The 20,643-nt window shown below is 52.8% G+C and carries 23 protein-coding genes, 1 other RNA gene and 1 pseudogene; 14 read left to right on the top strand and 11 right to left on the bottom strand.

Annotated elements, in window-relative coordinates:
- Positions 1-17 precede the first annotated feature (17 nt).
- Together queC and HVZ39_RS18915 are read right to left on the bottom strand one after the other, a co-directional pair.
- Positions 18-713: a 7-cyano-7-deazaguanine synthase QueC gene (gene queC, locus HVZ39_RS18920; protein WP_003021638.1), complete on the bottom strand. Its 696-nt coding sequence runs from the start codon at positions 711-713 to the stop codon at positions 18-20.
- Between the two features lie 64 nt (positions 714-777).
- Positions 778-2,478 carry an SgrR family transcriptional regulator gene (locus tag HVZ39_RS18915; protein ID WP_181632835.1) on the bottom strand — a complete coding sequence of 567 codons (1,701 nt, stop codon included), beginning with the start codon at positions 2,476-2,478 and terminating at the stop codon, positions 778-780.
- A gap of 217 nt (positions 2,479-2,695) precedes the next feature.
- On the opposite strand from HVZ39_RS18915, the gene cof reads away from it, so the two are divergent.
- Positions 2,696-3,514: an HMP-PP phosphatase gene (gene cof, locus HVZ39_RS18910; RefSeq protein WP_047416875.1), complete on the top strand. Its 819-nt coding sequence runs from the start codon at positions 2,696-2,698 to the stop codon at positions 3,512-3,514.
- A 50-nt stretch (positions 3,515-3,564) separates the two neighbouring features.
- Here cof and HVZ39_RS18905 read toward each other — a convergent pair whose 3' ends face one another.
- Positions 3,565-4,620 carry a PLP-dependent cysteine synthase family protein gene (locus HVZ39_RS18905; RefSeq protein ID WP_094168793.1) on the bottom strand — a complete coding sequence of 352 codons (1,056 nt, stop codon included), beginning with the start codon at positions 4,618-4,620 and terminating at the stop codon, positions 3,565-3,567.
- A 116-nt stretch (positions 4,621-4,736) separates the two neighbouring features.
- Between HVZ39_RS18905 and decR the strand changes: the two genes are divergently transcribed.
- From decR to amtB, 5 genes are all read left to right on the top strand, one after another.
- Complete coding sequence (decR, locus tag HVZ39_RS18900) at positions 4,737-5,195, top strand: DNA-binding transcriptional regulator DecR (RefSeq protein ID WP_016152059.1); 459 nt, start codon at positions 4,737-4,739, stop codon at positions 5,193-5,195.
- 44 nt (positions 5,196-5,239) lie between these two features.
- Complete coding sequence (locus HVZ39_RS18895; RefSeq protein WP_181632834.1) at positions 5,240-7,012, top strand: SmdA family multidrug ABC transporter permease/ATP-binding protein; 1,773 nt, start codon at positions 5,240-5,242, stop codon at positions 7,010-7,012.
- Positions 7,005-8,783, top strand: a complete 1,779-nt coding sequence (locus HVZ39_RS18890) for a SmdB family multidrug efflux ABC transporter permease/ATP-binding protein (RefSeq protein WP_016152061.1) — start codon at positions 7,005-7,007, stop codon at positions 8,781-8,783. Before HVZ39_RS18895 ends, HVZ39_RS18890 begins: the two co-directional genes overlap by 8 nt.
- Positions 8,784-9,039: 256 nt before the next feature.
- Complete coding sequence (glnK, locus tag HVZ39_RS18885) at positions 9,040-9,378, top strand: P-II family nitrogen regulator (RefSeq protein ID WP_003021657.1); 339 nt, start codon at positions 9,040-9,042, stop codon at positions 9,376-9,378.
- Positions 9,379-9,409: 31 nt separating this feature from the next.
- Positions 9,410-10,696 (top strand): ammonium transporter AmtB, encoded by a 1,287-nt coding sequence (gene amtB, locus HVZ39_RS18880; RefSeq protein WP_008783954.1) that lies wholly within the window; start codon positions 9,410-9,412, stop codon positions 10,694-10,696.
- A 49-nt stretch (positions 10,697-10,745) separates the two neighbouring features.
- Here the strand turns inward: amtB and tesB are convergent, their stop codons facing one another.
- Complete coding sequence (gene tesB / locus HVZ39_RS18875; protein ID WP_016152062.1) at positions 10,746-11,606, bottom strand: acyl-CoA thioesterase II; 861 nt, start codon at positions 11,604-11,606, stop codon at positions 10,746-10,748.
- 212 nt (positions 11,607-11,818) lie between these two features.
- On the opposite strand from tesB, the gene HVZ39_RS18870 reads away from it, so the two are divergent.
- The gene (locus HVZ39_RS18870) at positions 11,819-12,388 is read left to right on the top strand and encodes a YbaY family lipoprotein (RefSeq protein ID WP_016152063.1); all 570 of its coding nucleotides are present in this window, start codon (positions 11,819-11,821) and stop codon (positions 12,386-12,388) included.
- Positions 12,389-12,419: 31 nt separating this feature from the next.
- Here HVZ39_RS18870 and HVZ39_RS18865 read toward each other — a convergent pair.
- A pseudogene (locus HVZ39_RS18865) lies at positions 12,420-12,743 on the bottom strand (MGMT family protein); the annotation flags it as partial.
- 150 nt (positions 12,744-12,893) lie between these two features.
- Between HVZ39_RS18865 and ffs the strand changes: the two are divergent.
- From ffs to HVZ39_RS18850, 3 genes are all read left to right on the top strand, one after another.
- Positions 12,894-12,990, top strand: an RNA gene (gene ffs, locus HVZ39_RS18860) — signal recognition particle sRNA small type.
- A 197-nt stretch (positions 12,991-13,187) separates the two neighbouring features.
- Positions 13,188-13,439, top strand: coding sequence for a hypothetical protein (locus HVZ39_RS18855; protein ID WP_047501909.1), 252 nt, complete (start codon positions 13,188-13,190; stop codon positions 13,437-13,439).
- A complete protein-coding gene (locus HVZ39_RS18850) occupies positions 13,436-13,654 on the top strand; it encodes a hypothetical protein (RefSeq protein WP_016152066.1) in 219 nt (72 codons plus the stop codon). The genes HVZ39_RS18855 and HVZ39_RS18850 overlap by 4 nt, the downstream gene beginning before the upstream one ends.
- A 59-nt stretch (positions 13,655-13,713) precedes the next feature.
- On the opposite strand, the gene HVZ39_RS18845 is transcribed toward HVZ39_RS18850, so the two are convergent.
- A complete protein-coding gene (locus HVZ39_RS18845) occupies positions 13,714-15,141 on the bottom strand; it encodes a PLP-dependent aminotransferase family protein (protein ID WP_029139437.1) in 1,428 nt (475 codons plus the stop codon).
- 87 nt (positions 15,142-15,228) lie between these two features.
- Between HVZ39_RS18845 and HVZ39_RS18840 the strand changes: the two genes are divergently transcribed.
- Both HVZ39_RS18840 and HVZ39_RS18835 read left to right on the top strand, forming a co-directional pair.
- The gene (locus tag HVZ39_RS18840; RefSeq protein WP_016155872.1) at positions 15,229-15,858 is read left to right on the top strand and encodes a membrane protein; all 630 of its coding nucleotides are present in this window, start codon (positions 15,229-15,231) and stop codon (positions 15,856-15,858) included.
- A 64-nt stretch (positions 15,859-15,922) separates the two neighbouring features.
- Positions 15,923-16,276 carry a DUF1428 family protein gene (locus HVZ39_RS18835; protein WP_003831033.1) on the top strand — a complete coding sequence of 118 codons (354 nt, stop codon included), beginning with the start codon at positions 15,923-15,925 and terminating at the stop codon, positions 16,274-16,276.
- A 51-nt stretch (positions 16,277-16,327) separates the two neighbouring features.
- On the opposite strand, the gene HVZ39_RS18830 is transcribed toward HVZ39_RS18835, so the two are convergent.
- Positions 16,328-17,881 carry an EAL domain-containing protein gene (locus tag HVZ39_RS18830; protein ID WP_103928974.1) on the bottom strand — a complete coding sequence of 518 codons (1,554 nt, stop codon included), beginning with the start codon at positions 17,879-17,881 and terminating at the stop codon, positions 16,328-16,330.
- A 188-nt stretch (positions 17,882-18,069) separates the two neighbouring features.
- Between HVZ39_RS18830 and HVZ39_RS18825 the strand changes: the two genes are divergently transcribed.
- Positions 18,070-18,330 carry a type B 50S ribosomal protein L31 gene (locus HVZ39_RS18825; RefSeq protein ID WP_181632833.1) on the top strand — a complete coding sequence of 87 codons (261 nt, stop codon included), beginning with the start codon at positions 18,070-18,072 and terminating at the stop codon, positions 18,328-18,330.
- Position 18,331: 1 nt separating this feature from the next.
- Positions 18,332-18,472 carry a type B 50S ribosomal protein L36 gene (ykgO, locus tag HVZ39_RS18820; protein WP_005125190.1) on the top strand — a complete coding sequence of 47 codons (141 nt, stop codon included), beginning with the start codon at positions 18,332-18,334 and terminating at the stop codon, positions 18,470-18,472.
- Positions 18,473-18,550: 78 nt separating this feature from the next.
- On the opposite strand, the gene HVZ39_RS18815 is transcribed toward ykgO, so the two are convergent.
- The 4 genes from HVZ39_RS18815 to tomB form a co-directional block, all read right to left on the bottom strand.
- Entirely contained in the window at positions 18,551-19,021 is a 471-nt protein-coding gene (locus tag HVZ39_RS18815) for a YlaC family protein (RefSeq protein WP_016152071.1), read from the bottom strand.
- Positions 19,022-19,137: 116 nt separating this feature from the next.
- On the bottom strand, positions 19,138-19,689 hold the full coding sequence (gene maa, locus HVZ39_RS18810) for a maltose O-acetyltransferase (protein ID WP_016155874.1): 552 nt from the start codon (positions 19,687-19,689) through the stop codon (positions 19,138-19,140).
- A 180-nt stretch (positions 19,690-19,869) separates the two neighbouring features.
- Positions 19,870-20,088: an HHA domain-containing protein gene (locus HVZ39_RS18805; protein ID WP_002892050.1), complete on the bottom strand. Its 219-nt coding sequence runs from the start codon at positions 20,086-20,088 to the stop codon at positions 19,870-19,872.
- A 27-nt stretch (positions 20,089-20,115) separates the two neighbouring features.
- Positions 20,116-20,490: an Hha toxicity modulator TomB gene (gene tomB / locus HVZ39_RS18800; RefSeq protein ID WP_019076175.1), complete on the bottom strand. Its 375-nt coding sequence runs from the start codon at positions 20,488-20,490 to the stop codon at positions 20,116-20,118.
- Positions 20,491-20,643 lie beyond the last annotated feature (153 nt).

The raw sequence follows: 20,643 nt of genomic DNA, 5'->3' as shown, positions 1-20,643 counted from the left end.
GCCATCCGGCAAAACGATCACTTTAGTCCTGTTTTCTGCTTCATTGCCGCCATCACTGCCGGTTTATCTGCCAGATAATGGTTCAGGCCGTTGGCGCGCAGATTACAGGCCGCGCAGTGACCGCAACCGTCACCTTTGATGCCGTTATAACAGGTCAGCGTTTCTTCGCGTACCAGGTCCAGCTTGCCCCAGTAATCGGCCAGTGCCCAGGTTTCGGCTTTATCGATCCACATCAGCGGGGTTTCAAAGCGGATATCTTTCGCCATTCCCAGGCTTACGGCATGGTTCAAGGCTTTGACGAACTCATCGCGGCAGTCCGGATATCCAGAGAAATCCGTTTCACAAACGCCGGTAATGACCGCCTCCGCCTGCACCTGATACGCGTAAATCGCCGCCAACGTTAAAAACAGAATATTGCGCCCAGGCACAAAGGTATTGGGAATGCCGTTCGCATCCGGTTCGTAATCGGGTACCGGAATGTTATCGCGGGTCAGGCTGCTGACGGCCAGTTCGCTGAGCAGCGTTACATCAAGTACCTTGTGCGCACGCGCGCCAAGTTTTAAGGCCAGGTCACGTGCGACATCAATCTCAGCGCGATGGCGCTGACCATAATCAAAGGTCACGCAGTGCACTTCATCATATTGATGCAGCGCTTGCGCCAGACAGGTTGTGGAGTCCTGACCCCCACTGAATACAACAACGGCACGTTTCATGGTTTTTCCTGACAAATAACGAAACCCTTATGGTAGCGCCAGGGCGTGTCGCCGACCAGCTTCTTCACGCCGACGGAGGCGGTAGCCAGGCTTCGGTAAATTCAAACCAGCCGCGAGGATTCAGGCGTACGCCGTTCACGCCCGGCGGAGCGCTAATACGATAGTGATAATTGAACAGCGGTGTCAGGGTCGCGTCATGCATCAGCGAGGCGAAAACGTGTTGTAAAGCCGCATGACGATCGTCCTCATCGGCCTGGATTTGCAGGGCATCCAGGGTGGTTTGCAGATGAGTATATGCTGGCGAGCTCAATACATGTGACCAGAGTTGATCGCAGCGCAGCCACTGTTCGAGGGTATATTCAGGTGCTTCGCCAATCAGCCTGTCGCCCATCATCAGGTCGGCCTGGGCTAAAGGATGGTTGCCATCCCAGTTTTTAGCATTATGAAAAATAAGCGTTAATTCACAGCCGAGTAGCGCCAGCGCCTGGCGAAGCTGTTCAGCCATGGCGTGCAACTCTACCGGCAGGTGATAGGCCAGCGTAAGTTTTTCCGGTAGCGGCACGTCGTCCAGTTCATCCCATTGGGGGATCGTCCATCCCGGCAGCAGCGCATTGCTTGGCGTGATCAGGTTTTCATCCACGTCAAGCGTTTGTAGCAGGGAAGAGCGGTGGATAATATTGACCAGGCGACGGGCCTGCTGCGTATTCAGCCGCGCGCTTTTTCTGAGCGTGAGATAGCAGAAACCGAGGCTGATCCCGCTGCTTACCTGGCTTAGCATGGGAAGCTCTTCGGGTTTACCAATTGCAATTTGAACCGGATGGCGACAGCTGGTGCCCAAATCCTGGGAGAAAAGCTGCGGGGTTATCCAGTATTCAATGGCTTTTAGTAGCGGATGACTCAGGTGGTAGTGATCGTGACTCTCGATGCGCACCAGGTCAGGGGTAAACAGCGTCAACCGGAACGGACCGGTACCAACAAACGGGAGTTCGGGATGTGCCAGGTGACTGCTGTAGCTTGCCAGACGATGCGCCAGCCAGAAGTCGGGGCGATGCAAAATAAAGGTTAGGCACTGGGGATGCGTCACCTCAATGCGCTTTACGCTGATAAACAGCTTATTTAACGCGGGTAGCTCTAACAGCTTCAGCAACTGTTGATGTAGCTGTGTGCTGCTGACCGCATCGCCGTTATGCCAGTACAGGGTGGAACGAATATAGAAATCCCAGCGCTGGCCGTCGGCGGAGATATTCCAGTGGTGGGCTAAATCTCCGCAGGGGCGTTGCGTAATACTGTCGAACCGGGTCAGGCCCGAGAATATTTGTCCGGCGAGGTGTTGTTCTGCGCGACCAGGGAGAAATCCAGGGTGCAAAGGGTCGAGCTGGCGGTAATAGGGGATGCGCAGGGTTGGCGTGTCGTTTTGCCACTGCCCGCCCATAAACGGCTGGAGCAGCGTTCTTAATTCTCCCGGCGCCAACTGAGCCAGCTCCAGTACGCTAAGTTGCTCCCCCTTTTGCAGCGCTTGTTCCATCATAATGCTGCGTAGCGAATCTGGCGTCACCAAAAAGCGCAGCTGCCCGCGTTTCCCACGCCCCGACTGGGCGTGCCACTCCAGCCAGCCAGCATCCTGCGCTTGCTTCAGCAGGGTACGCACGTGGCGCTCGCTGCAAAAACAGCGTTCTGCCAGCTCCCCGACGGTCACCGACTGCGGTTCTCCCGCCGACGGCTGCCACAGGCGTTGGTACTGATTCAGGCGATTCAACAATCTCATATACACGTCATCCTTCAAGCTGCCTCTTTGTTGGCGGCGTTAATTCATCCCAGCCACTGCATGCTCCTGGACGTTCATTCACTTGCCGCCTGGATGCAACTTGAATGATTTTGTGTAATAAACCCGGAACAATTCATTTTATCTATTCACTATTACTTCCGTATATCTCAGGTGATACTGAATCACAAGTTAACCGCGTCACAGTGTGGAGAAAGAAATGGCTCGTCTGGCTGCATTTGATATGGATGGCACCCTTTTGATGCCGAATCACCATTTAGGTGACGAAACGCTTTCAACGCTGGCGCGCCTGCGTGAACGCGAGATCACCCTGACATTTGCCACCGGCCGCCATGTGCTGGAGATGCGCCATATTTTGGGTTCTATCTCACTGGACGCCTTTTTGATCACGGGTAACGGCACGCGCATTCACTCTGTTGAGGGCGATGTATTGCACCGTCAGGATCTGGATCCGACTGTGGCGGATATTGTGTTACATCAGAAGTGGGATACTACAGCCAGCATGCATGTCTTTAATGACAACGGTTGGTTCACCGGACAAGAGATCCCATCGCTGCTACAGGCGCATGTGTATAGCGGATTTCGCTACCAGATCGTCGATGTGAAACGTATCCCGGCTCATCAGGTAACGAAAGTCTGTTTCTGTGGGGATCATGACTCCCTGATCCAATTACGCATTCAACTGAATGAGGCGCTGGGTGAGCAGGCAAATCTCTGTTTTTCCGCGGTTGATTGCCTTGAGGTGCTGCCGGTGGGCTGTAACAAAGGATCGGCGCTGGAGGTACTAAGCGACCACTTAGGTTATTCAATGGCCGAATGTATGGCGTTTGGCGATGCCATGAACGATCGCGAAATGTTAGGTAGCGTTGGGCGCGGCCTGATTATGGGAAACGCGATGCCACAACTGATTGCTGAACTGCCGCATTTGTCGGTGATTGGGCATTGCCGCAATCAGGCGGTGTCACACTTTTTGACGCATTGGCTGGACAATCCGCATCTACCTTATTCCCCCGAATGAGAGATCCCTTCCAGCAAGCCAGACTTCGCGTCTGGCTTTTTTTTATCCCATTAATGGGTGTTCAGAAGCCGGGTGAGTTCCGCTTTCCACGGCGTTAAATCACCGATGTGCGTGTCGATCCACTGCGGGTTGTAGTAGGTTTCAAGATAGCGTTCGCCGCTGTCGCACAGCAGCGTGACCAGTGAACCGCTTTCTCCGGCATCGCGCATACGGGCGGCAAGTTGCAGCGTTCCCCACATGTTGGTGCCGGTTGAAGCGCCCACTTTGCGGCCCAACTGCGTTTCCAGCCAGTGTGCGGTGGCCACGCTTGCAGCATCCGGCACGCGCAGCATTTCATCGACTACGTCAGGAATGAAGGAGGGTTCGACACGTGGGCGGCCGATGCCTTCGATTTTGCTTCCTACCGGGCTGCGTAACGTTGCATCGCGATCCTGCCAGAAGGGCAGAAAGACTGAGTTTTCCGGATCCACCACCATCAGGCGGGTGTCGTAGCCCTGACAACGAATATAGCGGCCAATGGTTGCAGAGGTGCCGCCGGTTCCGGCGCTCATTACAATATGGCGGGGGACGGGGTTGGGCTCGCACTGCATCTGACGGAAGATGCTGTCAGCAATATTGTTATTGCCACGCCAGTCGGTAGCGCGCTCAGCATAAGTGAACTGGTCCATGTAATGACCGTTCAGCTCACGCGCCAGCTGTTCAGAGGCCGCATAGATTTCACAGGCGCTTTCCACGAAATGACAGCGACCGCCGTAAAACTCAATCTGTTCAATTTTACGCTTCGCCGTACAGGAAGGCATGACGGCAATAAACGGCAGCCCTAACAATCGGGCGAAATAAGCCTCGGAAACCGCCGTTGAACCGGACGATGATTCAATGATGGTGGTGCCTTCTTTAATCCAGCCATTGCACAATCCGTACAGAAACAGTGAACGCGCCAGACGATGCTTCAGGCTCCCGGTGGGATGCGTGCTCTCATCTTTTAAATAGATCTGAATGCCCGGGAACGCCGGTAGCGACAGACGAATGAGATGCGTATCCGCAGAACGCTGATAATCCGCGTTGATTTCATTGATGGCGTTTTTAACCCAGGAGCTATTCATCATTAATAGATATCCATTTGTCATTTTGTGCCAAGAATAGCGAAAAGCACGGAAAAAATTGTTGCCATTTAGCCTTTAAAATAGAATGTAAGGAGAAAATTCTTCTCTGTGGAGTGGATATGTTAGACAAAATTGACCGTAAGCTGCTTAGCTTACTGCAACAGGACTGCACCCTTTCTTTGCAGGCGTTAGCAGATGCCGTTAATCTGACTACCACCCCCTGCTGGAAACGCCTCAAACGGCTTGAGGATGACGGTATCCTGCTGGGTAGAGTCGCCCTGTTAGATCCAGAAAAACTGGGGCTGGGGCTGACCGCGTTTGTGCTGATTAAGACTCAGCATCACAGCAGTGAATGGTATTGCCGCTTTGTCACCGAAGTCACCGGTATGCCGGAGGTTCTGGGGTTCTGGCGTATGGCAGGGGAATATGATTACCTGATGCGAGTGCAGGTCGCCGATATGAAAAGCTACGATGAATTTTATAAGCGCCTGGTGAACAGCGTACCGGGCCTGTCTGACGTCACCTCCAGCTTTGCGATGGAACAGATTAAATACACAACTGCGCTCCCTATTGAATAACTCTCCCGGCGCTTATTGCCGGAAATCTTGTCAGGACATAACGCGTGCGATTATTTGCTCAATTAAGCTGGTACTTCCGCCGGGAGTGGCGTCGCTACCTCGGGGCGGTGGCCCTGCTTATCATCATCGCTATCCTTCAGCTTATTCCGCCGAAAGTGGTCGGGATCATTGTGGATGGCGTGACGACTCAACGCTTCACCACCGAGTGGCTGCTGATGTGGGTGGGAACAATTGCCCTGATTGCAGTGGTGGTTTATTTGCTGCGCTATGTCTGGCGCGTGCTGCTGTTTGGCGCATCCTACCAACTGGCGGTTGAGCTGCGGGAAGATTATTACCGTCAGTTGAGTCGCCAGCATCCAGAATTTTATCTGCGTCACCGCACGGGCGATCTGATGGCGCGTGCGACCAACGATGTTGATCGGGTCGTATTTGCCGCCGGAGAAGGCGTGCTGACGCTGGTAGATTCGCTGGTAATGGGATGTGCGGTGCTGATCGTGATGTCAACGCAGATAAGCTGGCAGCTGACGTTAATTGCGCTGCTGCCGATGCCGGTGATGGCGTTGATGATCAAACGTTACGGCGATCGACTCCATAATCGCTTTAAGCTGGCGCAGGCGGCGTTTTCCAGTCTCAACGACCGTACTCAGGAAAGCCTGACCAGTATTCGCATGATTAAGGCCTTCGGTCTGGAGGATCGGCAATCGGCATTATTTGCCGCCGATGCCGAAGATACCGGTAAGAAAAACCTGCGCGTGGCGCGCATTGACGCCCGCTTTGATCCCACGATTTATATCGCCATTGGCATGGCTAACCTACTGGCGATTGCTGGGGGAAGCTGGATGGTGGTGCACGGTTCGCTGACGCTCGGCCAGCTCACCAGCTTTATGATGTATCTCGGTTTGATGATTTGGCCGATGCTGGCGCTGGCATGGATGTTTAACATCGTCGAACGTGGCAGCGCGGCCTACAGCCGTATTCGCGCCATGCTGTCTGAAGCGCCGGTGGTGGATGACGGCACTGAACCGGTACCGGAAGGGCGTGGGGAGCTGGCGGTGGCGATTCGCGAATTTTGCTACCCGCAAACGACACACCCGGCGCTGGAAAATGTGAACTTCCAGCTTAAACCTGGGCAGATGCTGGGCATTTGTGGGCCTACCGGCGCGGGGAAAAGTACGGTGCTGTCGCTGATTCAGCGTCATTTTGATATCACCCACGGCGATGTGCGCTTTCATGATATCCCCTTAACGCGATTACAACTGGATAGCTGGCGCAGCCGGCTGGCAGTTGTCAGCCAGACGCCATTCCTGTTTTCGGATACCGTTGGCAATAACATCGCGTTAGGACGCCCTCAGGCCACGCAGGAAGATATCGAGTATGTGGCACGCCTTGCCAGCGTTCATGAGGATATTTTACGTCTTCCGCAGGGCTACGACACCGAAGTGGGCGAACGTGGGGTGATGCTGTCTGGTGGGCAAAAACAGCGTATTTCTATCGCTCGAGCGCTACTCCTGAACGCTGAAATCCTGATTCTGGATGATGCGCTGTCGGCGGTAGATGGTCGTACCGAGCATCAGATCCTGCATAACCTGCGCCAGTGGGGCGAAGGCAGAACCGTCATTATTAGCGCCCACCGTTTATCGGCCCTGACGGAAGCCAGTGAGATTATCGTGATGCAGCATGGGCATATTGCCCAGCGCGGCGAGCATGATGCGTTAGTGCAGCAGCCTGGCTGGTATCGCGATATGTACCGCTATCAGCAACTGGAAGCGGCGCTGACTGATGCACCAGAGATAAACGAGGAGGCGGCTAATGCGTAGTTTTGGGCAATTATGGCCGACCCTGAAAAGATTGCTGGCGTATGGCTCTCCATGGCGAAAACAGCTGGCTATTGCGGTAGTCATGCTGTGGGTGGCGGCTGCGGCGGAAGTCAGCGGTCCGCTGCTGATTAGCTATTTTATCGATAACATGGTGGCGAAGAATAATCTGCCGCTGGCGATGGTCGCCGGGCTGGTTGCGGCATATATCGGTCTGCAACTGCTGGCGGCTGGCCTGCATTACGCGCAGTCATTGCTGTTTAACCAGGCGGCAGTTGGCGTAGTACAACAGTTGCGCACCGACGTAATGGACGCTGCGCTGCGCCAGCCGCTCAGCGCCTTTGATACTCAACCCGTCGGGCAGCTAATCTCCCGCGTGACCAACGACACCGAAGTTATTCGCGACCTGTACGTGACGGTGGTAGCAACAGTCCTGCGCAGTGCGGCATTAATTGGCGCCATGCTGGTAGCGATGTTCAGCCTTGAGTGGCGTATGGCGTTAGTGGCGATGGCCATTTTCCCGGCCGTGCTGGTGGTGATGGTGATTTATCAACGCTACAGCACCCCGATTGTGCGCCGGGTTCGCGCTTATCTGGCGGATATTAACGATGGCTTTAACGAAGTCATCAACGGCATGAGTGTTATCCAGCAGTTCCGCCAGCAGGCGCGATTTGGCGAGAGAATGGGCGAAGCAAGCCGCTCGCACTATATGGCGCGTATGCAAACCCTGCGACTGGATGGTTTTTTGTTGCGCCCGCTGCTTAGCCTTTTCTCGGCGCTGATCCTCTGCGGATTGCTGATGCTGTTCAGTTTTACCTCTGGCAGCTCGATCGAGGTTGGCGTGCTATACGCGTTTATCAGCTACCTCGGCCGTTTGAACGAACCGCTGATCGAGTTGACCACTCAGCAATCAATGCTGCAGCAGGCGGTTGTCGCCGGTGAGCGAGTGTTCGAACTGATGGATGGGCCACGTCAGCGCTATGGTGAAGATGAGCGACCGCTAAAGAGCGGGGACATTGAGGTGGATAACGTTTCATTTGCCTATCGCGACGACAATCTGGTGCTGCAAAATATCAGTTTGTCCGTGCCTTCGCGCAGCTTTGTTGCTTTGGTCGGACACACCGGCAGTGGTAAAAGCACGCTCGCCAGCCTGCTGATGGGTTACTACCCGCTGACGCAGGGGGAAATCCGCCTTGATGGACGGCCGCTGTCTTCACTGAGCCACGGTGCGTTACGTCAGGGCATCGCCATGGTGCAGCAGGATCCGGTGGTGATGGCAGATACCTTCCTGGCGAACGTCACGCTGGGCCGCGATATCTCAGAAGAGCGGGTATGGCAGGCGCTGGAGACCGTGCAACTGGCAGAACTGGCGCGAGGTCTGAGCGAGGGGATTCATACCCGGCTGGGCGAGCAGGGCAATAATCTCTCCGTTGGTCAAAAACAGCTGCTGGCGTTGGCGCGGGTGTTGGTTGAAACGCCACAGGTGTTGATCCTCGACGAAGCCACGGCCAGTATTGACTCCGGTACTGAACAGGCCATTCAGCAAGCTCTGGCGGCGGTACGTGAACACACCACGCTGGTGGTGATTGCGCATCGGTTATCGACGATTGTCGATGCGGACACCATTCTGGTGCTGCATCGCGGTCAGGCGGTTGAGCGTGGTACGCACCAGCAATTACTCGCGGCGCAAGGCCGTTACTGGCAGATGTATCAGTTGCAGCTGGCGGGTGAAGAGTTAGCCGCCAGTACGCAAGACGATTCTGTTATCGCCTGATGGCGCGGCGCTTACCCGGTCTGGGGCCAGCGCGGTCTCGTAGCCCGGATAAGGCGTTTACGCTGCCATCCGGCAATCAACAATCTGGTGCAAAAATGTAACGCACTATGCACCGTTATAGTGCGTTTTTTCTTTTTCTCTCCCGGAAGTACCCTGAGAACCTGAATCATCCCGCCTTTTTCATTTCTGGCACATCCCTTGCAATATTCCTCTCGTGTATCTGCAGCCACTACTGAATTCTGACTGGAGGGGATCTATGAAGCTGGTTACCGTGGTAATCAAACCGTTCAAACTGGAAGACGTCCGTGAAGCATTGTCGTCTATTGGTATTCAGGGGCTGACCGTCACCGAAGTGAAGGGGTTTGGCCGACAGAAAGGTCATGCTGAGCTGTACCGTGGGGCTGAATATAGCGTCAATTTTCTGCCGAAGGTGAAGATTGATGTGGCGATTGCCGACGACCAACTGGATGGCGTGATTGATGTCATCAGTAAGGCGGCATACACCGGAAAAATTGGCGACGGCAAAATCTTCGTCGCCGAGCTGCAACGTGTGATTCGTATTCGTACCGGCGAAGCCGACGAAGCCGCACTGTAACGTCTGGCACACAGTGATAGGAAACCAAAAAATGAAGATAGCAACGATGAAAACAGGTATTGCTTCACTGGCGCTGCTGCCGGGACTGGCGATGGCGGCACCGGCGGTTGCGGATAAAGCGGATAACGCTTTTATGATGATCTGTACCGCGCTGGTGCTGTTTATGACCATCCCTGGCATTGCGCTGTTCTACGGCGGTTTGATTCGCGGTAAGAACGTGCTGTCGATGCTGACTCAGGTTACGGTGACATTTGCTCTGGTTTGTATTTTATGGGTGGTTTATGGCTACTCACTGGCCTTTGGCGAAGGAAATAATTTCTTCGGTAACTTCAACTGGGTATTGCTGAAGAATATTGCGCTGACGGCGGTAACGGGGAGCTTCTACCAGTACATTCACGTTGCTTTTCAGGGCTCGTTCGCCTGCATCACCGTTGGGCTAATCGTCGGTGCGCTGGCTGAACGTATTCGCTTCTCCGCGGTGCTGATTTTTGTGGTGGTATGGTTAACGCTGTCGTACATCCCCATTGCGCATATGGTCTGGGGCGGCGGCTTGCTGGCTTCCCACGGCGCGCTGGATTTTGCCGGCGGAACGGTTGTGCACATCAACGCGGCGATTGCCGGTCTGGTAGGCGCGTATCTGATTGGCAAACGTGTCGGTTTTGGCAAAGAAGCTTTTAAACCGCATAACCTGCCGATGGTCTTCACCGGTACCGCTATTCTCTACATTGGTTGGTTTGGCTTTAACGCTGGTTCAGCGGGTACGGCAAATGAAATCGCCGCACTGGCCTTCGTCAATACCGTGGTCGCCACCGCTGCAGCCATCCTCGGATGGATCTTCGGTGAATGGGCGCTGCGTGGTAAACCGTCTCTGCTGGGCGCCTGCTCTGGCGCCATTGCGGGTCTGGTGGGCGTAACACCTGCATGTGGCTATATCGGTGTCGGCGGCGCGCTGATTATCGGTGTCGTTGCGGGTCTGGCAGGCCTGTGGGGCGTGACCATGCTGAAGCGTTTTCTGCGTGTGGACGATCCGTGTGACGTGTTTGGCGTTCACGGCGTGTGCGGCATTGTCGGCTGTATCCTGACCGGAGTTTTCGCTGCCAGCTCTTTGGGAGGCGTGGGCTTTGCCGAGGGCGTGACCATGGGGCATCAGCTGCTGGTGCAACTGGAAAGCGTGGCGATCACCATCGTTTGGTCTGGCGTGGTGGCTTTCATTGGCTATAAGCTGGCGGATATGACGGTTGGTTTGCGCGTACCGGAAGAGCAGGAGCGCGAAGGTCTGGATGTAAACAGTCACGGCGAGAACGCTTACAACGCCTGATTCTCAATTTGCCGGATGGCAACGCTTTTGCGCCACCATCCGGTAATTCTCAATTGCGATTACGCATTACCCCTTCCTGTACGGTAGAAGCGACCAGCACGCCATCCTGGGTATAAAACTCTCCGCGTACAAAGCCCCGGGCACCGGATGCCGAAGTACTCTCGACGTTATACAGCAGCCATTCATTGATATTAAACGGACGGTGGAACCACATGGAATGGTCAATGGTGGCGATCTGAATCCCTTTTTCCAGGAAGCCAATCCCGTACGGTTGCAGCGCAACAGGCAGGAAGTTCAGGTCTGAGGCATAACCCAGCAGATACTGATGGACGCGCAGATCGTCCTGCAGCACGCCGTTAGCTCGGATCCATACCTGGCGCGTCGGAGGTGCGACGTGACCTTTTAGGGGGTTATGAAACTCGACAGGGCGTACTTCCAACGGACGATCGTTGATAAATTTTTCTTTCAACAGCGGCGGCAGCAAATGCGCCACTGAGCGGGCAATTTCCGTTTCTGATTTCAGCTCATCGGGACCCGGCGCATCTGGCATGGTTTTCTGATGTTCAAATCCGTCTTCCGGTGCCTGAAAAGAGGCAGTCATGTAAAAAATGGGTTTACCATTCTGGATCGCGGCAACGCGGCGCGCGCTGAAGCTGTTACCATCACGCAGGACTTCCACATCATAGATGATGGGCTTTTGGCTATCGCCGGGGCGTAAAAAGTAGCTGTGAAAAGAGTGTACCAGACGCTCTTCCGGTACGGTTTCTTTTGCGGCATATAGCGCCTGACCGACAACCTGTCCCCCAAAAACCTGACGTAACCCTAAGTCTTCACTTTGGCCCCGAAAGAGTCCTTCTTCAATTTTTTCCAGATTTAACAATGTCAGCAAATTTTTCAGTGCCAGACTCATACGTGCTCTCCAGGTGATATCGATGTCGCAGCGAGGTAGGCAGAGTATAACGCAATTTTAAAAGTGGTCCGATGGGTGCAATTGTCTGAATTACTGGCCTATTACAGGCAAAAATAGCTGTCTTGTGCCACACTTAGTCACGTTATGTTTTTGTTAACCACTCTTCTGGCGAGGAAAGTTCTCGCTGGTGCATAGATGATAAGGAGAATTTAATGAAACTCGTGCACATGGTAAGTGGTTTAGCGGTTGCAGTCGCTCTGGCGGCCTGTGCCGATAAAAGCGCTGATATTCAGACACCTGCGCCAAGCCCTAATACCTCAATTTCTGACACACAGTCTAAAATTCAGCAGCCAAATGTCTCCGGTACAGTATGGATCCGTCAGAAAGTGGCCTTGCCACCCGATGCGGTGCTAACCGTTACACTGTCAGATGCTTCACTGGCCGATGCGCCGTCAAAAGTGCTGTCGCAAAAAGCGGTTCGTACTGAAGGTAAACAGGCGCCTTTCAGCTTTGTATTACCGTTCAACCCGGCAGATATTCAACCTAACGCCCGTATTCTGCTGAGTGCGGCTATTACGGTAAATGATAAACTGGTCTTTATTACTGATACCGTTCAGACGGTCATCAATCAGGGTGGGACTAAAGCTGACCTGACGCTGGTCCCGGTACAGCAAACAGCAGTACCGGTTCAGGCGAGCGGTGGGGCTACAACCACGGTTCCGTCTACTTCACCAACCCAGGTGAATCCATCATCTGCGGTTCCGGCTCCCACGCAGTACTAAGGTCGTTGTAACCCTCTCCGCCTGGAGAGGGTTAGTACACCCAGCGATAGCGCTGTAAATCGATCTGTCCGCTTCCTGAAACCACTATTCCTTCTGCCAGCAACGCCTGACGTTGTCGTTGCAGGTCGGGACCTGTCAGCGAAATGGCCCCATGGCGATTGACCACCCGATGCCAGGGCAGGGTGCTACCTTCGGGGAGACGCTTAAGCACGCCGCCTACCTGACGCGCAGCGCGCGGCGATCCCGCAAGCCGGGCAACATCGCCATACGTGGTGACGAAACCTTCGGGGATTGAAGCGACGATTTGCCAGACGCGTTGGGGGAAAGAGTCCTGTATATCCATCATTTATTCCTGCGCTAATCCTCCAGCATAATGCCGAATGGCGAAGGAGTGAAGCCGCATTGCACAAGAAAACAGCATCCGATGCTGGATGGGTTGCAATTACAGGGTGCAGCAGTGATAATGCGCCTGCGCGTTGGTTAACAACGCTCTCAATGGGGGCTCTGTTGGTTCTCCCGCAACACTACTCTGTTTACCAGGTCAGGTCCGGAAGGAAGCAGCCAAGGCAGATGACGTGTGTGCCGGGATGTAGCTGGCAGGGCCCCCACCCAATTCTGCCGTTCGGCAATTTCTCTTCTGTTTATCTTCTTTTCTTTGTCATCGTATCGTCATTTTATTGTCATCAAATACTGTCACTGTGTTTTGGGGATGTTATTTGAGCTTTTGCCGCCGCCATTGCGCTGTAATGACATGGTCTTACATCCGGTGTGTTGTGGCTGACCACAAGGATTTTCTACGATGTCGACCGCTGTATTGAATGTCAAAGTTGATGAGACGCTAAAAGAAAAGCTTCGCCATTATGCTGAAGTGCATAATGAAAATTTGAGTATCGCCACGGAAAAACTGCTACTGATCGCGTTTTCCGCCATTGAAGAGGTGGGAGTCTCCGCTGAGGATATCGATAGCCAGCATACGGAAGAATCCGTAGTTGACGCACTGACTCCTAAAGAAATCAAAGCATTGCGAAGATTACTGAAGAAGAAAAAATGAAACAACAATCGCTCTCAACCGCCTGTAATTATGGCGAAGCCTGTGAAATGCTACGCTCCGGTTATGTGAAACACGTTCGTCTGAGCTGGAATGTCGGCAGCGATGAGTTCTTCCGTATTGCCTCCGACTGGTGTGATGCTGGGGCAAAAATTAAGAAAGATGGTGAGAATTTCGTGATTTCCCTGAAGGGTTTTCCGGTTCCTCCTCAGCGGTAGTATTGCCAGGACCTCCTCGTCCATCACGGCATTCAAGAGCGAGTCCTTTAACTCGTCGTTTAGATTATTTTACGCATTTTCCCACTGCTGGCCTGCAAGCGCAGGCTATCCCAAATGGGTTGCAACACTCTGAAGGCGGCACACGCTGTGTCATCCGGCAACGTGAAGGGCATACGCAAAAATCGGTCGAATGCGCCATCAAGGCCGAACCGCGTACCGGTTCCCAACTGAATGCCTGCACTTTCGGCGCGCGTGGCAAAGAGCGTCGCCAGCGTATCAGGCAGTTCAACCCAGAAAGAGAGTCCTCCTTGTGGCTGGGTAAATTGCCATTCCGGAAAATGTGAGTTCATCAGGCGCGAGCACAGGTCTCGCTGTGATGTGAGCCGGCGTCTTCTGTCAGGAAGAAAGTCCTCAGCGTTATCCAGCAGCCAACTGGTGGCGAGTTGTTCAAGCACCGGGGAGCCCAAATCGAAGGTGTCGCGGGTTTGGACCAGCGCGGCAATGGTACGCGCCGACGCCCGAATCCAGCCCAGACGTAATCCGCCCCAAAAGCTTTTCCCTGCTGAACCGAGCAGGATGATCGGGGCATCGCGATTGAATGCGGCAAGCGGCGGTGGCGGTGGGGCGTCATACCACAGGTTCACCATGGTCTCATCGACCACCAACGTCGTGCGGGTTCTTTCAGCAATATCCGCCACGACCTGGCGAGTAGCGGTGTCCATACAGCGCCCGGTCGGGTTGTGAAAATCCGGCATCAGATAGGCCATTCTCGGTGCAGTTTGCGCGATGGTGGCGACCAGACCCGCCGTATCCCAACCGTGCTCGGGCAGCGACACGCCGACGGGGCGACATGACGCCCCTTGTATTGCTGCAATGGCCAGCGGATAAGTGGGGTGATCTACCACTACGCGATCGCCGGGGCCGGTGAGTAAACGCAGGATCAACGCCAGACCGCTGACCGCGCCGTTCACGACCATTATTTCGTCGGGCTGCGTCGGGAGTCCGCGTTCGCAATAATGCCGGGCGATGGATTCACGCAAAACCGACAGTCCCTGCGGTAGATACCCGGAGCTCAGCAGATGCTGCGGCATTGCGAACAGAGCCTGCTGGTAAGCCTGATGAATTTCAGGACCGGCACTCAGCGCTGCCGTGGACAAATCAAGCGCTGTGCCAGTGCTGGTCCGCGTTGGCACATGGCGAATGTGTTCCGGCAGGATCACCCGTGAACCGCTACCATGTCGGCTTTCCAGATATCCCTCCTCACGCAGTTGCGCCATGGCGCTGGCGACGGTGGTTCGGCTGACTTGCAGAACGGCAGCGAGTTCGCGTTCACCGGGCAAGCGGCTATCCAGCGCCAGTCGTCCATCGAGGATCAGCAAACGTAACGCTTCTGCCAGCTGTCGCCAGATGGGCGTTCGCGAGGGACTTTCCTGCCAGTGTCCGAGCAGGCGTTGCAAAGACTGGCTTCCGTAACGGCGAGATGACATAGCAGTCCACTTTTTGAAAACTGGACATTAATCATAGTGCCAATTGCGGTGAAGATGAAAGTTATCTGAGAGTAAGAGGGGAAGAACATGCTGCGTCGTTTACTTCAGCTGTTTATTGGGCTGACGCTGTACGGTGTGTCGACGGCGATGTTTGTCCGTGCCGATTTAGGGGCCGATCCGTGGAACGTGTTTCACCTGGGGGTGGCAAATTTACTGTCGATGAACATCGGCGTGGTGATTATTGCCGTGGGTGTGTTGGTGCTTCTGGCGTGGATACCGCTACGCCAGCGCCCAGGTTTTGGCACGTTGAGCAACGTGATTATGATTGGACTGGCGGCAGATGTCGCGCTGCTGGTGATTCCGGGATTTGAATCCCTGCTGGCGCGCAGTGGGCTACTGGTGTCAGCGGTGATACTGAATGCGTTAGCAACCGCTCTGTACATTGGTGCCGGTTTTGGCGCGGGCCCGCGTGACGGTCTGATGACTGGAATTCACGCGCGTACCGGCTGGCCAGTACGACGAATTCGAACCGCAATCGAAGTGTCCGTGTTGCTTATTGGTTGGCTGCTGGGGGGAACCGTTGGGTTTGGAACGGTGCTGTATGCACTGGCTATTGGGCCGCTGATTCAAATTTGCCTGCCATGGTTTTGCCATCAGCCGCAGGCGCGTATTCGTATCAGGAATGCGCCTGGGGCACGATCGCCTGCTGGCGACTAAACTTAACCTCGACTGACGCGGCCGGAATCGGCTTGCCGCGCAGTACACTTCGGAGGTTTTTCTCATGAAGTATGTTGATGGCTTTGTGGTTGCCGTACCCGCTGAAAACAAGGAGGCGTACATTGCGATGGCGGCAAAAGCAGCTCCGCTTTTCAAGGAGTTCGGTGCATTGCGCGTGGTGGAGTGCTGGGCAGATGATGTCCCCGACGGCAAACTGACCGATTTTCGCATGGCTGTGAAAGCGCAGGATCATGAAGAAGTGGTATTCAGCTGGATTGAATACCCTTCCAAAGAGGTCCGCGATGCGGCGAATCAGAAGATGATGTCCGATCCCCGTATGAAGGAATTCGGTGAATCTATGCCATTTGATGGCAAGCGAATGATCTACGGTGGATTTGCGCCCATTATGGAAGAGTGATGTGACTGGCTGTGCGGCGTGCCGCCAGCCATCTCACCATCAACAGCCATGCTAAAGCCGTTTTTCTGCCCACAGAATAAATTCCGCTTTCGGCAGCGCTTTACTGTAGAGCCAGCCCTGACCGTACTGCACGCCGTGCTGGCGTAGCCAGGCTTCCTGATTCTCGGTTTCAATACCTTCTGCCACCATCTCCAGCTTCAGCGTTTTCGCGATCTCGATGATATGCGGCGTGACGTTGTTGTACTCCAGCGCATCGACGAACGATTTGTCGATCTTCAAGATATCCACATCCAGATCCTGCAAATAGCTAAGACTCGAATAGCCGGTACCAAAATCATCAATATAGATCGAATGGCCTGCCTGTCGGTATTTAGCAATAAACGGCGCGCTGTTTTTTGGGTCGGCAAATTCGCGTTCGGTCAGTTCCAGCGCGATTTGTGCAGGCTTAAGTTGCCAGTGGTTCACCTTCTGGCTTAACAGAGCTGGAAGCGTTTCGGAGGTCAGATCGGCTGACTCAAGGTTAATGGATATATGCTGGTGGGGATATTGACGCAGCCATTTTCCTAAATCGTCAAATACGCTTTCAATAATCAAACGGGTGAGCGGCTCTGAAAGTCCGGTCTCTTGCGCCAGTGCGACGAAAATCTCAGGCGACAGATAGCTCCCGTCGGCCTGTGGCCAGCGAGCCAGCGCTTCTGCCCCGACCACTTTCCCCGTTTTGAGCGAGATAATCGGCTGGTAGTAGACCTTGATATCCCGATGCTGGATAGCGTTCTGCAACTGGTGATGAGGGGACTGTAAACGGCGCAAAATACGCAGAATAAAGGCTGCGGTGAGTAAGCCGAGGAGGATCCCTGCCGGCAGCCAGATTAGCGCTTGTCGGTGCCAGCTCTTTTGCAAAGGTACAGTGGATGCCCAGGTTACAACCGTAATGCCCAGTTCGGGGAAGGGGCGGGCGTTATAAATACTGCCGTCTTTCTGAAGATGGGTAATCGAATGCTCTAGTTGCATATGTTGTAAAACATCCGGTGGCAGATCGGTGCTACTGGCTACCACCGTGTTACGCGCGGTACCAATGATAGCAACTTCAATCGGCCATGAGCCAAACGGGATGACATCAATAAAAGAACCGGGATCGATCATCACGACGTAATGCTTGCTACCTAATGCCGCCATAAAACGCTTGATGCCCAAATCGTTTTGCATGGTCAACCATGCGTGGTAGCCATCGGGCGTGATTTTCATTGCTGGAGGAAACGCGGCTGCCCGGCTTCTTTTTTCCAGGGATGAGCATTGTGGAACGTTATCTTTGAGGTACAGCACTTCCTGAATATAGCGATAGCTATATGACAAACGACGCATTTCAAGCAGATGCTCTTCACTACAAGGTTCACCCTGAAAAGCTTCAATATGGCGCAACGCTTTTTTGGCCTGTTCACCTACGCGTTCCGTACGTAATGCGACTCGGGTTGAGAACATATCGAGTTCATCGATAAATTTCGTTTCGACCTGACGATGCGCCAGCCACAGGCTTAAACCTACGGGCGCGAGGATGGAAAGAAACAGCACCCCAGTCACCAGGCTTATCAGATGTCGTGTTATCACAGTGATATCCTTATTAACACAGCGTAGGGAAAGTATATCCGAAAGCCGAAAAAGCTATTCGATTGGCATCATATATTTACGGCCACTTATCATCCCGTTTAACTCTTAATCACGTAAACCAGGTTGTGATTTATACAAGAGTGGTGTATTTTGGTGGTTATGTTATAACGTAACAAATTGAGGTTACCATGAAGCCGGATATTCATCCTTTTTACCGTACTGTGGTGTTTCACGATACCAGCGCCAATGAATTTTTTAAGGTCGGCTCGACCATTAAAACGGAACGTGAGATTGAGTTTGAGGGGAAAATATATCCGTACGTGACCCTGGATATCTCTTCCAAATCGCATCCGTACTATACCGGGAAACAAAAAACCTTTGATAATGAAGGCAGTGCAGCACGTTTCCAGAAACGTTTTGGTCATTTTATTGGCACTAAGCGAGGTTAAGATGCAGGTACTCAATTCACTTCGTAGTGCAAAACAGCGTCATCCTGACTGCCAGATAGTGAAACGCAAAGGGCGTTTGTACGTAATCTGTAAAACGAATCCGCGCTTTAAAGCTGTTCAGGGGCGTAAAAAAAGACGTTAGTTTCTTTACCAACATTTCAGGGATTAAAGTGCGTTTCCTTCACCGGGACGCACTTTTTTTATCTGCGTTGAGATGTGGTTACTGGCTGGTCTGGGGGCGGGTTAGCGTAAAGACATCGTAGAACGAGAGTTCTCCCTTACGCGATATCATCTTTTGCAGCTGCGCTTTATGTTCGCTATCGACGGAAGGTGAGTGCAGGATGGTATCGATGAGTGAAGGGGGGACAAAGCGCGTGTTATACCATTCCCCGTTATAGCAAACTCTGAAATCCAGTACGTCGATATCTTCAAAGCGGTATCGCGGCGCAACGTCGAAAAAGAAAAACGCGTTGAGTATGACGAACAGAACCACCAGCAGCCATACTGAATCGACTAACGTTTCTGACTGCAGCATCACCGCCAGTGTGGCAAACCACGCAACATACATGCCGATGAACAGGCCGGGATGTTTGCGAATAAAGCTGATGCTAAAGCGCGGTTTGTTGTCGCGCTTTTCGCGAATATTTAAGTCGTCGATGGTTTCGGTAAGCAGGCGCTGTATTTCTGTCATCTCTTGCCTTTGTGGTGTCTACGATATTCAGATGCTATCGCCCTATTTTAAAAGGGGATACCTTGTGAAGAAAGTAACAGATTAACCACAATTTAGCATAACAGTTACATTTAAGATCACAGCGTTTTGATAATTCTGGCGGGATTGCCCCCAACCACGCAGTTTGCCGGAACGCTTTTCGTGACCACCGCGCCTGAGGCCACAACCACGTTATCACCCAACGTTACGCCAGGGTTTATCACTGCGCGTCCACCTATCCAGACGTTGTGGCCAATAGTCACAGGTTTGCCGAGCTCCATGCCACTGTTTCGCTCGGTGGCATCCAACGGGTGGGTGGCGGTATAAATATGGACTCCTGGGGCTAACATGCAGTTGTCGCCAATATGGATCGGGCAGACGTCGAGCATAACGCAGTCGAAGTTGGCGTAAAATTCTTTACCGAGATAAATGTTATAGCCGTAATCACAACGAAAAGAGGGTTCAATGTAAGCCCCTTCGCTCTGGCCCAACAGCTCATGCAGGATAGCTTGTCGCGCATTTTTTTCATCGGGAGCGGTGAGGTTGTAGCGATGGGTCAACTGACGAGCGCGTAGTCGGTCGTGGCGCAATGTTTCATCCGCCGGGCGATAAAGTTCACCGGCGATCATTTTTTGCTTTTCATTACTCATTACGAATTTCCTGTGTACTGGAGGTCATTTCAACACAGTAAAACGCAATGCAAACAAGGGGAACGTTCCCACTTCTTCGCTGTGATCGTAGTCACGTGATTTGATTTAAATAACCATTGTAAATACGAAAATGGTCAGCCAGACAAATGTACCGCTATACCTGACTTAACCCGTGAGCAATTAGCGAATGAATTTCCAAACAGAAGTTGGAATCTTGTCGTAGAGCTTATTCATGGTCAATTCCGCAAGGCGGTGATCTGCTGCTGAGTAAAATACAGCCAGTTCGTTGTCGGACAATTCATATTTATTTTTTTCAATAACGCGCTCAAGTGTGTCAATTGTCTGACAACGTCGCAGGCGCATCAAATAATCAGTTTTAGTTAATGGTTTATCGGACATAAATCTTACCTATGATTGTAATAATTTTTAACAAGACAAACTAACAGGATTAGCCCTGGTGGCATTGACAAAACAGCGAAACAGTCGATTACCTGACTTCCGCCATTTCTGCAGATCCTGCGTATTAATACCATAACTGCTGAACAACATAAAAGTGTCATCCAGGTATTCATCTATCTGCGCGACCAGCTTATTGTCCTCATTGTACTTAATTTTATAATTAAGTGCGAAGGTTGCAATATGCTCTATCAGTTCATTGAGCTGCAAGCTGGTGGCAGAGGTAGGGTCATTAACCCAGCCATGGTTACTTTGTTCAAGGTTTGCAAGACAGTCATGATACAGGGTTTCGCAGAGAAATTTAAGCTGCGCGATATCATGTCTTTTGGGTGAGTATTCATCCATAACGCATCCCCTTCTTCGTGGCTTAAACTAACCGAACACCTTCGGGATGGATACAACAGACTACCTGGAACTTGCCCGCGACTCCTGATGATTTAACTATAATCTAGTCTAAAAAAGATTTCATCGTCATATCACGAAAAATTACAATTATGC

It is taken from the genome of Citrobacter sp. RHB35-C21, from assembly GCF_013816515.1.
Classification (GTDB): Bacteria; Pseudomonadota; Gammaproteobacteria; order Enterobacterales; family Enterobacteriaceae; genus Citrobacter; species Citrobacter braakii.
This window is presented reverse-complemented; position numbering and strand designations above follow the sequence as displayed.